The 13,677-nt window shown below is 66.4% G+C and carries 13 protein-coding genes; 7 read left to right on the forward strand and 6 right to left on the reverse strand.

Features of this window, described 5'->3' with window-relative positions; all coding sequences use genetic code 11:
• Window positions 1-4: 4 nt before the first annotated feature.
• Window positions 5-862, reverse strand: coding sequence for an enoyl-CoA hydratase (locus JQ633_RS23855; RefSeq protein ID WP_211987507.1), 858 nt, complete (start codon window positions 860-862; stop codon window positions 5-7).
• A gap of 240 nt (window positions 863-1,102) precedes the next feature.
• On the opposite strand from JQ633_RS23855, the gene JQ633_RS23860 reads away from it, so the two are divergent.
• The 3 genes from JQ633_RS23860 to JQ633_RS23870 are packed head-to-tail and all read left to right on the forward strand — an operon-like array spanning window position 1,103 to window position 3,127.
• A complete protein-coding gene (locus JQ633_RS23860) occupies window positions 1,103-1,711 on the forward strand; it encodes a LemA family protein (RefSeq protein WP_211987508.1) in 609 nt (202 codons plus the stop codon).
• Window positions 1,712-1,731: 20 nt separating this feature from the next.
• Window positions 1,732-2,625 carry a TPM domain-containing protein gene (locus JQ633_RS23865; protein ID WP_211987509.1) on the forward strand — a complete coding sequence of 298 codons (894 nt, stop codon included), beginning with the start codon at window positions 1,732-1,734 and terminating at the stop codon, window positions 2,623-2,625.
• A gap of 4 nt (window positions 2,626-2,629) precedes the next feature.
• Window positions 2,630-3,127 (forward strand): TPM domain-containing protein, encoded by a 498-nt coding sequence (locus JQ633_RS23870; RefSeq protein WP_211987510.1) that lies wholly within the window; start codon window positions 2,630-2,632, stop codon window positions 3,125-3,127.
• Between the two features lie 101 nt (window positions 3,128-3,228).
• Here the strand turns inward: JQ633_RS23870 and JQ633_RS23875 are convergent, their stop codons facing one another.
• From JQ633_RS23875 to JQ633_RS23885, 3 genes are all read right to left on the reverse strand, one after another.
• A complete protein-coding gene (locus tag JQ633_RS23875) occupies window positions 3,229-3,843 on the reverse strand; it encodes a glutathione S-transferase family protein (RefSeq protein ID WP_211987511.1) in 615 nt (204 codons plus the stop codon).
• 77 nt (window positions 3,844-3,920) lie between these two features.
• Complete coding sequence (locus JQ633_RS23880) at window positions 3,921-4,730, reverse strand: MBL fold metallo-hydrolase (protein ID WP_211987512.1); 810 nt, start codon at window positions 4,728-4,730, stop codon at window positions 3,921-3,923.
• Window positions 4,727-5,101 (reverse strand): Crp/Fnr family transcriptional regulator, encoded by a 375-nt coding sequence (locus JQ633_RS23885; RefSeq protein ID WP_211987513.1) that lies wholly within the window; start codon window positions 5,099-5,101, stop codon window positions 4,727-4,729. Before JQ633_RS23885 ends, JQ633_RS23880 begins: the two co-directional genes overlap by 4 nt.
• A gap of 204 nt (window positions 5,102-5,305) precedes the next feature.
• On the opposite strand from JQ633_RS23885, the gene JQ633_RS23890 reads away from it, so the two are divergent.
• From JQ633_RS23890 to JQ633_RS23900, 3 genes are all read left to right on the forward strand, one after another.
• A complete protein-coding gene (locus JQ633_RS23890) occupies window positions 5,306-6,358 on the forward strand; it encodes a hypothetical protein (protein ID WP_433995683.1) in 1,053 nt (350 codons plus the stop codon).
• Between the two features lie 139 nt (window positions 6,359-6,497).
• The gene (locus JQ633_RS23895; RefSeq protein WP_211987514.1) at window positions 6,498-8,045 is read left to right on the forward strand and encodes a hypothetical protein; all 1,548 of its coding nucleotides are present in this window, start codon (window positions 6,498-6,500) and stop codon (window positions 8,043-8,045) included.
• 99 nt (window positions 8,046-8,144) lie between these two features.
• Window positions 8,145-8,309: a hypothetical protein gene (locus JQ633_RS23900; RefSeq protein ID WP_211987515.1), complete on the forward strand. Its 165-nt coding sequence runs from the start codon at window positions 8,145-8,147 to the stop codon at window positions 8,307-8,309.
• A 167-nt stretch (window positions 8,310-8,476) separates the two neighbouring features.
• Here JQ633_RS23900 and JQ633_RS23905 read toward each other — a convergent pair whose 3' ends face one another.
• Entirely contained in the window at window positions 8,477-9,682 is a 1,206-nt protein-coding gene (locus JQ633_RS23905; protein WP_211987516.1) for a CaiB/BaiF CoA transferase family protein, read from the reverse strand.
• A 258-nt stretch (window positions 9,683-9,940) separates the two neighbouring features.
• Window positions 9,941-12,952 (reverse strand): bifunctional proline dehydrogenase/L-glutamate gamma-semialdehyde dehydrogenase PutA, encoded by a 3,012-nt coding sequence (putA, locus tag JQ633_RS23910; RefSeq protein ID WP_211987517.1) that lies wholly within the window; start codon window positions 12,950-12,952, stop codon window positions 9,941-9,943.
• Between the two features lie 116 nt (window positions 12,953-13,068).
• Between putA and JQ633_RS23915 the strand changes: the two genes are divergently transcribed.
• Window positions 13,069-13,533, forward strand: a complete 465-nt coding sequence (locus JQ633_RS23915) for an Lrp/AsnC ligand binding domain-containing protein (protein ID WP_176529485.1) — start codon at window positions 13,069-13,071, stop codon at window positions 13,531-13,533.
• The last annotated feature ends 144 nt before the right edge of the window (window positions 13,534-13,677 follow it).

Here is a 13,677-nt window from a genome sequence, read left to right on the forward strand (position 1 = left end):
TGGTCTACTTCACGTTGGCGGTTTTCTTGACGGAAGGGTGCAGGCCGGCGGGGTCCACCACCATGCCGAATTCCTGCAGATTGTGGGCGTGGCAGAGCTGATGCAGCGCGAAGGCCTGATCGATCGCGGCCGGCTGCCCCATGATGTCAGTGGTGCGGTTTACCGCTTCCTTGGAGAGCTTGAGCGCGAAGGCCGGCTTGGCCGCGATCCTGCGCGCCAGCGCCAGCGTGAAGGCGGAGAGATTTTCGCGCGGCACGACGTGGTTGACCATACCGAGGCGATGCGCCTCGTCGGCGCTCCAGACGTCGGCAGTGAACAGCATCTCCTTGGCCTTGCGCGCGCCGAGTTCCCAGGGATGCACGAACCATTCGACGCCGCAGACGCCCATCGTCACCACGGGATCGCAGAATTCGGCGTCGTTGCTGGCGACGATCAGGTCGCAGGCCCAGGCCAGCATCAGCCCGCCGGCGATGCACTTGCCGTGCACCTCGGCGATGGTCGGCTTGGCGAGATTGCGCCAGCGCCGGGTGATCTGCAGGTAGATCTCCTGCTCGCGCGCGAAGCGGCCGTGCGCGTTCGGCTCGGCGAAGCCGCCCCAATTTCCGACTGGCGGGAAATCGACGCCGGCCTGGTTCTTACCCGCCGGCCGCAGGTCGTGCCCGGCGGAGAAATGCGGGCCGTTGCCGGCGAGGATGATGACCTTGACCGCGTCGTCCTGCACCGCCTGGTCGAAGGCGGCGTTGAGGTCGTAGGTCATCTGCAGGTTCTGGGCGTTGCGCGCCTCGGGGCGGTTCATGACGATGCGCGCGATCGCGCTCTCCGGCCGCTCGACGACGATCGTCTCGAATTGTCCTGACGCCATGGATCCTCCCGGGATCGATTTTTGCTCGATCGATTTTGTTGCCATGATGAACGGCCGGGTGCGCGCTAGGCAAGGGCCAATTGATTCCCGTCATTCCGGGATGGTGCGCTAGCACCAGACCCGGAATCTCGAGATTCCGGGTTCGATGCTCGCGCATCGCCCCGGAATGACGGGAGAAGATGGATTACCCGGCGAAAGTGATCTGCTACCGTGTCGTGGAATTCCACCGGGAGGACATTCATGCGCAAGCTTTGGACCGTGCTGGCAGCGCTGGCGACGTTGAGCCTGACCAACTGCGGCTATAACGCGATCCAGACCAATGACGAACAGGTCAAGTCGAGCTGGTCGGAGGTGGTCAACCAGTACCAGCGGCGCGCCGATCTCGTGCCGAACCTCGTCAACTCGGTGAAGGGCTTTGCGCAGCAGGAGAAGGATGTACTGCTCGGCGTCACCAATGCGCGCGCCAAGGTCGGCAGCATCCAGGCGACGCCCGAGGTGCTGAACGATCCAGCCGCGTTCCAGAAGTTCACGCAGGCGCAGGGCGAGCTCACCAGCGCGCTGTCGCGGCTGCTGGTCGTCACCGAGAACTATCCGCAGCTCAAGTCGGACGCGCTGTTCCGCGACCTGATGGCGCAGCTCGAAGGCACCGAGAATCGCATCACCGTGGCGCGCAACCGCTACATCAAGTCGGTGCAGGACTATAACGTCGACATCCGCACCTTCCCGAACAATCTCACCGCGATGATGTTCGGCTACAAGGAGAAGCCGAACTTCAGCGTCGAGAACGAGAAGGAGATTTCGACCGCGCCCAAGGTCGATTTCAATCCGGCGCCGGCGCCGTCCAAGTAGCGGCGCGCGATCCGATCGCGATGGCTGCCGCGCGCGTCATTCTGCTCGCTTTGCTGCTAGGCTTCGTCTGCCCGGCCCTGGCCGAGGTCGCAGTGCCGCAGCCCACCGGCCGCGTCGTCGATCAGACCGGGACGCTGTCGTCGGGTGATATCGCTGCGCTGACCGACAAGCTCAAGGATCTGGAGACCCGCAAGGGCAGCCAGATCGCGGTGCTGATCGTGCCGACCATCAGCGATGAGACCATCGAGCAGTTCTCGATCCGCGTCGCCGAAGCCTGGAAGATCGGGCGCAGGAAGATCGACGATGGTGCGCTGCTGGTCGTCGCCAAGAACGACCGGCGCTTGCGCATCGAGGTCGGCTACGGCCTCGAAGGCGTGCTGAGCGATGCCGTCACCCACCGCATCATCGACGAGGACATCACGCCGAAATTCAAGGCCGGCGATTTCGCCGGCGGCATTTCGGCCGGCGTCGACCGGATGATCCGTTTGGTCAATGGCGAGAAGCTGCCGGCGCCGGAGCCCGAGCACTGGCAGGCGCCGAACCTCGTCGATCTCGCCAATCCGGTCGCGATCTTCGCCGTGATCATCGTGGCGGGTTTTTTGCGCGGGTTGCTTGGGCGGCTGTTGGGTTCGGTCGCGACCGGGGGCGTCGTCGGCGTGTTCGCCTGGATAGCCGTCGGCTCGCTTGCCACCGCAGTCTTGGTGGGACTGTTCGGCTTCGTTGCGGCGTTGATCTTCGGCGGGCTGAATTTCGGCGGGCCGGTGGTCGGCTCGGGACCTTATCGCCGCGGCGGCAGTTCTCCCGGCGGCTGGTCCGGCGGCGGCTGGAGCGGCGGCTCGAGCTCGGGCAGCAGCGGCGGGTTCAGCGGCGGAGGCGGCAGCTTTGGTGGCGGCGGCGCCTCGGGGAGCTGGTAGGCACATGAGCATCAAGCGCATCACCAGGCACCTCGTCGAACACCGCTGGAAGGTGCGGCGGGATTTCCCGCCGCGCGTGCTCGCGGCCATCGAGCGGGCGATCAAGGCCGGCGAGGCCACGCATGCCGGCCAGGTCCGCTTCGTCGTCGAGGGCGCGCTCGACGGCGTGCCGCTGTTCCGCAACCAGCCGGCGCGCGAGCGCGCGCTCGATGTGTTCTCGCATCTGCGGATCTGGGACACCCAGCACAACAATGGCGTGCTGATCTATCTCCTGCTTGCCGACCGCGACGTCGAGATCGTCGCCGACCGCGGCATCGATGCCAAGGTCGGCCATGCTGGCTGGGAAACGGTCTGCCGCGCGATGGAAACCGATTTCGCCGCCGGCCGGTTCGAGCAGGGCGCGATCAAGGGGATCGCGGCGGTGTCGCGCGAGTTGGCGAAACACTTTCCGCATGCGGCAGACGGACCGAATGAATTGCCGGACCAGCCGGTGGTGATTTGATGTCCGTCATTCCGGGGCGCGCGTAGCGCGAACCCGGAATCTCGCGCCACGACCTCCAGGTTCCGGGTTCGCGCTTCGCACGCCCCGGAACGACGAGTGCACTACGCCTTCACCGAAGCCCGCTCGCCCACGCGGTTGAACCACGCCACGATGTTGGCGTTCGATTGGTCCAGCGGCTGGCCGACCTGGTTGCCGAAATCGAGCCAGCAATACAGCAGCATGTCGGCGAGCGTGAAGCGCTTGCCGCAGATGTAGGCGCGGCCGTCGGCCATCTGGTCGTTCAGCCATTTGATGCGGTTGGCGGCGATCATCTTGAGCCCCGGCGAGGCTTCGGGCGCAACCGGAATCCGCCGCTCGAAGAATTTCAGCGCCTCGCCGAAGCGGTAGCCGTTGGCGAGCGGCTCGGCGATGTTGAGATCGACGCGGCGGGTCCACATCCGGCACTCCGCGCGCTCTTCAGCCGTCGCCCCGATCATCGCGGGCGAAGGGTGCTTCTCCTCCAGATATTCGCAGATCGCGGTGATCTCGGAGAGATAGTTGCCGCAATCGAGCTCGAGCGTCGGCATCTGGCCGTGCGGATTGCGCTTCAGATGCGCGTCCTCGCGGTTCTCGCCCTTGCGCAGGTCGACGGCCTGCTTGGGTATCTCGATGCCCTTTTCGGCCATGAACATGCGCACAATGCGCGGGTTCGGCCCGATCGAGTCGTACAGCTTCATGGTCCTCGCTCCCGGTTCTTGGTGTTGTTGCCACCGTTGAACAGGCCGGGCGCGGATTTGTCAAATGCGGTGGGAGATCAATCGTCGAGCTTGTTGAGGTCGCGAACCGACTGCATGATCGGCTCGAAATTGGAGCGCGCATCGAGCGCGTCGAACAATTGCGCGGTGTCCTCGAGCAGCGCATGTGAGCGCTGCAGCGCGATCCGCACGTCGTCCAGCGGCGTGTCGGACAGCCGGCCGTGGCCGGACAGCAGGATCTTCGCATTCAATCCCTTCAGCCGCTCCAGCGACTGGATGTAGTCGGCGATCGAGCCGGAGCCGAACACGCCGCCCATCACGCCGCCGGGCATCAGCGTGTCGGAGGCGAACAACAGCCCCTTGTCCTGGTCGAACAGCGTGATGCAGGCCGAGGTGTGGCCCGGCGTGTACATCACGTTGAGACGGAAATTGCCGAGGTCGATCAGATTGCCTTCCTCGAGCCAGAGGTCGATGTCGATCGGCACGTTCGGCTCGTTGAACATCTTGCGCAGCATCGAGAAGTCGTCGCGCAGCATGATCTTGTTGGCGGCGAGCCGGTGCGCGGCGATGTAGGCCTGGCCGTGGAAATGATAGGCCGCCCCGATATGGTCGAGATGCTCGTGGCTGAGCACCACCATGTCGATCATCTCGGGCGTGACGCCGATATGGCCGAGGCAGGCGACGAGGTGCGGATAGTTGGTCGACAGTCCGACGTCGATCATGATGGTGCGCTTGCTGCCGCGCACCAGATAGGCGTTCGCCGCGCGATTCTTGAAGCGGATCTGGTAGACGTCGTCGGCGGCCTGGATCAGGCTCGCGACGTCGTTGTCGAACAGCGTCTTGAACGGGCTGGGGCGACGGTCACTCATGGGTTGGCCGCCGCTCGGTAGGTGACCGCGTTGGAAGCGCGCAGGCGCTTCGACAGCGCGTCCATCACCATCAGCGCGAAGGCCGGCTGCTGGCTGACGAGATAGACGAAGCGGGCGTGGTTGATCCGCATCACCCGCGTGTGGGGCGCGGCGGCGATTGCGGTCGCCGAGCGCGCCGAGCCGTCGATCACCGCCATCTCGCCGAAGAACTCGCCCTTGCCGAGGCCGACGATGATCGTCTTGTTGCTGCCGTCGATCTTGGCGATGTCGACCCTGCCGTCGAGCACGACGAACAGCTCGCGCCCGGTCGAGCCTTCCTCAAAAATGACGTCATCGACATCAAATTCCTTGATGCATTTCTCGATCGTCATGGCCTGCCTTCTGGCTGGATGCTGGCGGTATGTTAATCGGGCTGGTGGCGGGCGCAACGGAGTTGGCGCGGATTGCCGCAGGGCAGCATCGCCCAAATCCGGCCCGGAAAACTCCCTAAAATTTGGGTAATGCGGCGCGGGGGTAAGGATTTCGCAAGCAATAAAAGTTACCGAATTGTCAACCCAGCCTGGAGACTTTGAAACGTGAGTGAGCAGCAGAGCGAGCCGGTCAGCAGCCAAGCCGGCGCCGAAATGGCGGCGAAAAGCGAGCCAGTGTCGGCCGCGGCCCATGTTGAGGCTCCCCGGCTCGCGCCGGAGCAGGAAGAGACCGCCCCCAAGGCGGATGTGCCAAAGTCGGACACAGCAAAGGCGGAGGCGCCGAACATGGACGCGCCCAAGGTCACGCCGCCCCCGCTTGAACCCAAGGTTGAGCCGACCCGGATGGAGGCGCCGAAGGTCGAGACCGGCAGCCGCGAGGAACCGCGTTTCCCCGGCAAGCTGATGATCATGGCCCCCGGCGACCGCAACTGGGAGCACGAGGCGACGGCGTCGAAGCCGACCCCCGAGCAGCCTGCCAAATCGTCCGGCAACCGCAGGTTCGCGGCGATGGCGGCGGTGGTGGCGCTGGCGACCGTGGCCGGCGCGATCGGCGGCGCGCTCGCGACCGCCGGGCTTGGCCATCTCACCCATGGCAATGTCGCGGCCGCGCAGGATGCTACCGCAAGGGACGCAGCGGCGAAGGAGACGGTCGACGCCTCGATCGCCCGCGTCGAATCCGAAATCGCGACGCTGAAAGCCAGCGTCGAGCAGGCCGCGAAGACCGGCCAGGCCCAGCTCGGCAAGGCCAACGACCGCATCGAGAAGGTCGAGAAGGCGCAGGCCGAGCCGCTGGCGAAGCTGGCCAGGCTCAGCGAGGCCGTCGACAAGCTCCGCGCGCCGCAGGCCGCGGCCGCCGCGGCTCCCGCTGCAACGCCCGCCGCCGCCCGCGAGGTGACCGGCACCGTGGCGCCGCCGCAGGCTACCGCCGCCGCTGCGGCGCCCGCCGCGCCCAAGCCCGAAGTCGGCCGCCTGCCGGTGGTCGACGGCTGGGCGCTGCGCGACGTCGGCCGTGGCAGCGCGCTGATCGAGGGCCGTGGTGGCATCTACGAGGTCTATGCCGGCGATCCCGTTCCCGGTCTCGGCCGGGTCGACGCGATCCGCAAGCAGGACGGCCGCTGGGTCGTCGTCACCAGCAGGGGCCTGATCGTCTCGCGCTGATCGGCTGATCAAGACGGGCATGATCCGGAAAAGTGCGACGCGGTTTTCCGAAGGAGATCATGCCAAAAGAATGGCGCTTCACCGCGATGTGAAGCGCCTTTTTTCTTGAATAGGATTTGCGGCGCGGTGTTAGTGGAGCATGACCCGCGTGCTGCGATGCCTCCTTGCTGTGTTCCTTCTGCTCTGCGGCGCCGTGTCGGCGCGCGCAGGCGAGGACCGCGCGCTGGAGCGCGGCGCGGCGATCATCGATCCTGTCATTCTGCGCGAGCTCGATCAGGGCCGCTTCGGACTCGGCCGCATGCTGGCGCCGCAGCGGTCCGCGGATGCGCCGCTGTCCAACGGCGAACTGTTCAAGCTGGCGTCGATGCTGCCGGTGCGCGAGGCGCTGATCGGCGAGTTCAATCGCTATGTCGAGCGACACAAGGCCAGCCTGCCGGATGAGAGCATCGGCGTCGGCGACGGCTTTGCCTTCCAGCTGTTCGATCGTGCCCTGTTCGACTCGGCCGACGTTCGCTTCGTGCTTGCAGGCATCGTCAACCGCATGGACCGCGCCTATGTGGCACCGGACAGTTGCGGCGAGATCCGGCTGATCTATCGCCTGACCCGCACCGACGTGCCGCCGATCGGCGAGAACGCGGTCTCGCAGCGCCTGCCGATGACGCTGAACCTGGTGCTGAAGGCAAAGGGCGAGGGCAACGATGCGGCGCTGACCTGCAGCGAGCTCGCGCGGCGCTGGCTGGCGGCGGGCAGCGCATCGCCGACGATGGAACAACTCATCGGCAAGGACGGCCCGCTTGCACTGATCAGTGACCGGAATATCGATCGCATCGAGACCAATTTGCAGATCGCGCATGCACCGAAATCGGCGGTGCGCGACTTCCGCACCGACTATCTGCTTAAGGTGTTCGACTATGACGGCGCGGCAAAGGTCTTTGCCGAAGCGCCGATGGAGAACCAGATCGATCGCGACCGCATTCTTGCCGACGATGGGCTGCGGCACGAATTCAAGGCGTGGCTGCTCGATCCCAAACATTTCGCCGAGCTCGATCGTGGCACGCTGGTGATCCCCGACAAGTTCCTCGCGCGAGGTGCCGTCGCGCCGACACCGGCCGGCTTCGACATCGGCGACCTGAATCCCGAGTTCGGGCTGGTGCAGGGCGAGGGCGCATCCGGCAACGCGGTGTTCTCCGAGGGCGACGTCGTCGGGGCTCTGAAGAAGGCCGCCGCCGACGGGGCGAAGCTGCAGAACATCCAGTCACTGGGCGGCTTCGAGCGGCGGCTCAACGACGTCACCTGCGCGGGCTGCCACCAGACCCGCGGCATCGGCGGCTTCCATTTCCCCGGCGTCGACTGGATGGCGGCGAAGCCGTCGAATTCGACGGTGGTGCCGGCCTCGCCGCATTTCTTCGGCGACCAGGTCCGCCGCCGCGATATCCTCGCCGGCTTCCGCGACGGCAAGGCGCCGGATTTCTCCCGCGGCTTCGCCAACCGGCCGCAACTGCGCGGCAGCGCCGAGCTTGCCGGCACCGAATACAGCGACGGCTGGGGCGCGCATTGCTATCTGCCGGCGGCCAAGCCGGCCGAGACCGACCGCAGCTTCCGCGGCTGGAGCTGCGCCGAGGGGCTGGCCTGCCAGGTCGCCGGAAAGACCTCGCGCATGGGCATGTGCTTCGTGAAGGGGCGGTGATTTCGGCCGGAACCGACACGCCTGCGCGTCATTATTTGATGCTACAGTCCGGTTCGCGACCAGGACCTATCAGCCCAGACCTTGAGCGGAGACCGGCCGATGAGCGCCCCCGATGAGGACACGCAGCGCAACCGCGAGATCGCGGCCAATCAGGCCGAGCGCGAGAAGATCAGCGCCGTCCGCGTCAGCAGCTGGGCGATCGGGCTCACGGTCATCGTCGGCATCATCGCCGTGGCCATCGTCTGGTCCTGGATGAGCCGCTGAACCTAACTCGGGGATTGCGTAGCCCGGATGGAGCGCAGCGCAATCCGGGACGGCATCGTCCGGTCGCGAGACTTTCCCCGGATTTCGCTTCGCTGCATCCGGGCTACGTGCACGATCGGGGCGTCATTGCGAGGGGGGCGCAATGACGCCGGAGACGGCGCCGCCTTCTATGCCACCGCCCCGGAGGCGCGCAGCTGCCGGATCGTGGCCTCGTCGTAGCCGGCCTGGCGCAGGATCTCGTCGGAGTGCTCGCCGACTTCGGGCGGCTTGCGCGGCTGCACCTTCTTCGCGCCGTCGATGAAAATCGGGCTGTTGACGGTCAGCATGGTGTCGTTCTCGAAGCGCACCAGTACCTCGTTCTCGATCATCTGCTTGTCGTTCGGGATGTCGTCGAGGATGCCGACGACGCCGAACACGAGGCCGTTGCCGTCGAGCACCTTGCGCCATTCGGCGAGGTCCCTGGTCGCGAAGATCTCGTCGAAGATCTTGATCAGCTCAATCGAGCGGGCGTGGCGGTCCGCCTTGGTGGCGAAGCGTGGATCGGCGACCAGATCCTCGCGGTCCATGCAGCGCGCCAGCGTCGGCCATTGCCGGTCCTCGTTGAGCAGCGACAGGATCAGCCAGCGGCCATCCTTGCACTTGTAGTGGTTGGTGACCGCGTTCAGCGCCTCCTCGCGCGGCTTGCGCTTCTTGAACGTCGCGCCGGCGAGCTTGGCCTGCGCCAGCACGCCGTTGGCCCAGACGCCGTTGGCCATCAGGTTGGTCGCGACGTGCGAGCCCTTGCCGGTCTTCTCGCGCTGGAACAGCGCGGTGACGATCGCGCCGTAGAACGCCATCGCGCAAGGGTGATCGCCCATGCCGGCAACCGAACGCGCCGGGGTCGTGTCCTCGTCGGCGCGCACCAGATCCATCAGGCCGGAGCGGGCCCAGTAGGCGTTGGAGTCGAAGCCGGGCTTGTTGGCTTCTTCACCCTTCTCGCCATAGCCGGTGAACGAAGCGTAGATCAGCCGGTCGTTGAGATGGGCGAGATGGTCGTAGGTGATGCCGAGCTTGGCGCGCACCTGCGGCGGCATGTTGGTGATGAAGACGTCGGCCTCGGTGACGAGCTTGTAGAGCACCTGCTGCGCCTCCGGCTTGGTGAGGTCGAGCGCGAGACTCTTCTTGTTTCGCGCCTCCAGCATCCACGCGAAATTGTGCTCGCTCGAGGGATAGCCGGGCAGGTTCGGCAGATTGCGATAGGGATCGCCGGCGCCCGGCGGCTCGATCTTGATGACGTCGGCGCCGAAGTCGGACAGCACGGTGGCGGCCGCGGGCGCCGCGATGAAGCTCGCGCAGTCCAGAACCTTGAGCCCGTCAAAGATGCCTTTTTCCATCGTGCCCTTGCTCCCGTAGCGCTTTGTTGGTGTTTTTCCGGTGGCTGGAATATCGCGAACGATGATCCCGGTCTGGCGGCCATTTGACCCATCTACGGGGCGCGATGCAACCCAAGCCAGGGCAGGGCGATACGGCGCAAATCCGTGGGCAGATTTCGTAGGGTGGGCAAAGGCGCGTAGCGCCGTGCCCACCATCCACGCCGTGCTCGTGATGGTGGGCACGCTGCGCTTTGCCCACCCTACGTGGTCTCCGTGTGGCTACTCCACTCCCGCCATCAGCGCCGCGTTGCCGCCCGCGGCGGCGGTGTTGATCGTCACCGTCTGCTCGGTGGCGAAGCGCGCGAGGTAATGCGGGCCGCCGGCCTTGGGGCCGGTGCCGGACAGGCCGCTGCCGCCGAACGGCTGCACGCCGACGACGGCGCCGATCATGTTGCGGTTGACATAGATGTTGCCGACCTGGAGGCGGTCGATCACCTCCTCGATGGTGTCGTCGATGCGGGAGTGAATGCCGAGCGTCAGCCCGAAGCCGGTCGCCTCGATCGCGGCCAGCACCTCGCCGAGTTTCTCGGCGCGGTAGCGCACGAGGTGCAGGATCGGGCCGAACACCTCTTCGGTCAGCTGGCCAGCCGCCGACAATTCGAAGATATGCGGCGCGACGAAATTGCCTGACGGAGCCGTGCCGGCGAAATGCACGCGCGCTTCCCGCGTCATCGTTGCGATATGCGCATCGAGCCGCTGCTTGGCCTCGGCATCGATCACCGGCCCGATATGCGTCGACGGCTCGGATGGTTCGCCGATCTTCAATTCGCGTGCGGCGCCCGCGATCATCTCGATCATGCGGTCGGCGACGTCGTCCTGCACGAACAGCAGCCGCAGCGCCGAGCAGCGCTGGCCGGCGGAGCGGAACGCCGACATCACGACGTCGTCGGCGACCTGCTCGGGCAGCGCGGTGGCATCGACGATCATCGCATTGATGCCGCCGGTCTCCGCGATCAGCGGCACGATCGGGCCGTCCTTGGCCGCGAGCGTCCGGTTGATCGCGCGCGCCACCTCGGTCGAGCCGGTGAAGACGACGCCGGCGATCGCTGGATGCGCGACCAGCGCGGCGCCGACAGCGCCGTCGCCCTGGACCAGATAGAGCGCGGACGCCGGCACGCCGGCCTCGTGCAGCAGCGCGACGGCCTCGGCCGCGATGCGCGGCGTCTGCTCGGCCGGCTTTGCGATCACCGCATTGCCCGCCATCAGCGCTGCCGTGACCTGGCCGAGGAAGATCGCCAGCGGAAAATTCCACGGTGAGATCGCGACGAAGGCGCCGCGGCCGCGCAGCGCCAGCACGTTGCTTTCGCCGGTCGGTCCCGGCATCGCTTCGCCGGCGCCGAACACGCCTCGCCCGAGCGCCGCGTAGTAGCGGCAGAAGTCGGTGGCCTCGCGCAGCTCGGAGAGCGCGTCGTCGAGCGTCTTGCCGCCCTCGCTCTGCAGCAGCGCGATGAAATGCGCGCGGCGCTGCTCGAGCAGGTCGGCGGTCTTGTCCAGCACGGCCGCACGCCGCGCGGCGGGCGTATCGTTCCAGGCCTTGAAGCCGCGCCGTGCCGCGGCGACGGCGGCGCTCGCCTGCGTGGTCGTCGCTAGTGCAACGCCGCCGGACGCGGCCTCGCGCTCTGCCGCGATCGCCGATGTCAGCGCGTCGAGCGCCTTGCGCTCGCCGAATTCGATGCCGTGCGAGTTCTCGCGCTGTGGCCGATAGAGATCGGCCGGCAGCGGAATACCCGGATGAGTGGCGGCGCTGTCGGCATTGATGATTCCGGCCGGGCGACGCAGCAGGTCCGCGATCGGCACCCGGTTGTCCGCCGCCAGCGCGACGAACGACGAGTTGGCGCCGTTCTCGAGCAGGCGGCGCACCAGATAGGCCAGCAGGTCGCGATGGCTGCCGACCGGCGCATAGGTCCGATGTGCGATCTCGGGACGGTCCTTGCGCAGCTGTTCGTACAGCGCTTCGCCCATGCCGTGCAGCCGCTGGAACTCGAAACTGGTGGGATCGTCGGCGAGTTCGAGGATGGTCGCGACCGTCAGCGCGTTGTGGGTCGCGAATTGCGGAAACAGAAGCGGCCGCAGGCCCAGCAGCTTTCGCGCGCAGGCGACGTAGTTGAGATCGGTCATCGCCTTGCGGGTGAACACCGGATAACCGTCGAGGCCGCGCTCCTGCGCGCGCTTGATCTCGGTGTCCCAATAGGCGCCCTTGACGAGGCGCACCATCATCCTGCGGTTCAGGCCGCGCGCCAGCGTCGCGACATAGTCGATCACGTCACCGGCGCGCTTCTGATAGGCCTGGATGGCAAGGCCGAAGCCGTTCCAGCCGGCGAGCGACGGATCGGCAAACGCCGCGGCGATGACGTCGAGCGACAATTCCAGCCGGTCGGCCTCCTCGGCGTCGACGGTGAAGTTCAGATCATACGCCTTGGCGCGGTGCGCCAGATCGACCAGCTGCGGCACCAACTCGGTCATCACCCGCGCGCGGCTCACCGCCTCGAAGCGCGGATGCAGCGCCGAGAGTTTCACGGATATGCCGGGCCGGTCGGGCAGGGGATTTTCGCCGGCCGCCTTGCCGATCGCATCGATGGCGCGGGCATAGGATTCGAAATAGCGCCTGGCATCGTCGGCGGTGCGGGCGCCCTCGCCGAGCATGTCGAAGGAATAGCGCGAGCCGCGCTCGGTATGCGATTGCGCGCGGGCAAGCGCCGCCGCGATGGTCTCGCCGAGCACGAAATGGCTGCCCATCAGCCGCATCGCCTGCCGTGTCGCGGCGCGCACCGCCGGCGCGCCGAGCCGCTTGGTCAGCCGGCCGATGGTGCCCTGCGGCGTCTCGCCGGGCTGGATCACCCGCGCCGACATGCCGAGCGCCCAGGCCGAGGCGTTGACCAGGAATGCGCTCGATCGGGTCTCGTGATGGACGAAGTCGCCCTGGCCGAGCTTGTCCTCGATGAACTGGTCGGCGGTACGCGCGTCGGGCACCCGCAGCAGCGCCTCCGCCAGCACCATCAGCGCCAACCCCTCCTTGGTCGAGAGCGCGAACTCGCGCAGCATGTCCTCGACCCCGCCGAGCGGATCGTCATTGGCCCTGATCGCCTCGATCAGGCGCGTTGCCGTGCGGTCGATCCGCCCCTCGCGATCCGCGCCGAGCTCTGCGTCCTGGCGCAGGCGGGTGGCGATCGCTGCGTCATCGGGCGCGTAGGGCGCGCTGAACGGCGGCGGGATGGGGGACGGGTCTGGCATGGTCGTTCCTTTTGAAGTCCGCAGGGAACACCTACGCGCGCGCGAACCGTAGTTCGATAGACAAATTAGCAGATTTGCCTTAGAAAATCCGGATGATAATCAAATAGACCGGATAAATGACAGATATCGACAAGATTGACCGTAAAATCCTCTCGATTTTGCAAGGGGATGGCCGGATTGCCAACGTGGAACTGGCCGAGCGGATCGGCCTGTCGCCGACGTCGGTCGGCGAGCGCTTGAAGCGGCTGCAACGCGACGGCTTCGTCGAGGGCTACGGCGCGCGGCTCAATCCGCACCGACTCGGCCTTGGCTTGCTGGTCTTCGTCGAAGTGCTGCTCGACAAGACCACGCCCGACGTGTTCGAGAAGTTCGCCCGGGCGGTGCAGACCGCACCCGAAGTGCTGGAGTGTCACATGGTGGCCGGTGGCTTCGATTATCTGGTCAAGGCGCGCGTCGCCAACATGACCGCCTATCGCCGCTTCCTCGGCGAAACCCTGCTGGCGCTGCCCGGCGTGCGCGAAACGCGAACCTATGCCGTGATGGAGGAGGTCAAGCGCGACGCGCCGCTGCCGGTCGGCTGAGCGCGAGGCGGTTGCGCGGAAATCACAGGCAAACAGGAAACGGCTGCTCGATGTGATCCACAGCCATGCCGCTGGTGTCTTGGCATCGCATTCCGGGCGCGTTAATCCTGCGGCCCAATTGGGGCAGCGATCATGCAAGAGACC

The sequence above is a fragment of the Bradyrhizobium tropiciagri genome (genome assembly GCF_018130505.1).
GTDB classification, from domain to species: domain Bacteria; phylum Pseudomonadota; class Alphaproteobacteria; order Rhizobiales; family Xanthobacteraceae; genus Bradyrhizobium; species Bradyrhizobium tropiciagri_B.

Excerpts from the sequence above, each read along its gene's own strand:
- JQ633_RS23855 (WP_211987507.1), bottom strand. The coding sequence starts at position 862 with ATGGCGTCAGGACAATTCGAGACGATCGTCGTCGAGCGGCCGGAGAGC.
- JQ633_RS23860 (WP_211987508.1), top strand. The coding sequence starts at position 1,103 with ATGCGCAAGCTTTGGACCGTGCTGGCAGCGCTGGCGACGTTGAGCCTG.
- JQ633_RS23865 (WP_211987509.1), top strand. The coding sequence starts at position 1,732 with ATGGCTGCCGCGCGCGTCATTCTGCTCGCTTTGCTGCTAGGCTTCGTC.
- JQ633_RS23870 (WP_211987510.1), top strand. The coding sequence starts at position 2,630 with ATGAGCATCAAGCGCATCACCAGGCACCTCGTCGAACACCGCTGGAAG.
- JQ633_RS23875 (WP_211987511.1), bottom strand. The coding sequence starts at position 3,843 with ATGAAGCTGTACGACTCGATCGGGCCGAACCCGCGCATTGTGCGCATG.
- JQ633_RS23880 (WP_211987512.1), bottom strand. The coding sequence starts at position 4,730 with ATGAGTGACCGTCGCCCCAGCCCGTTCAAGACGCTGTTCGACAACGAC.
- JQ633_RS23885 (WP_211987513.1), bottom strand. The coding sequence starts at position 5,101 with ATGACGATCGAGAAATGCATCAAGGAATTTGATGTCGATGACGTCATT.
- JQ633_RS23895 (WP_211987514.1), top strand. The coding sequence starts at position 6,498 with ATGACCCGCGTGCTGCGATGCCTCCTTGCTGTGTTCCTTCTGCTCTGC.
- JQ633_RS23900 (WP_211987515.1), top strand. The coding sequence starts at position 8,145 with ATGAGCGCCCCCGATGAGGACACGCAGCGCAACCGCGAGATCGCGGCC.
- JQ633_RS23905 (WP_211987516.1), bottom strand. The coding sequence starts at position 9,682 with ATGGAAAAAGGCATCTTTGACGGGCTCAAGGTTCTGGACTGCGCGAGC.
- putA (WP_211987517.1), bottom strand. The coding sequence starts at position 12,952 with ATGCCAGACCCGTCCCCCATCCCGCCGCCGTTCAGCGCGCCCTACGCG.
- JQ633_RS23915 (WP_176529485.1), top strand. The coding sequence starts at position 13,069 with ATGACAGATATCGACAAGATTGACCGTAAAATCCTCTCGATTTTGCAA.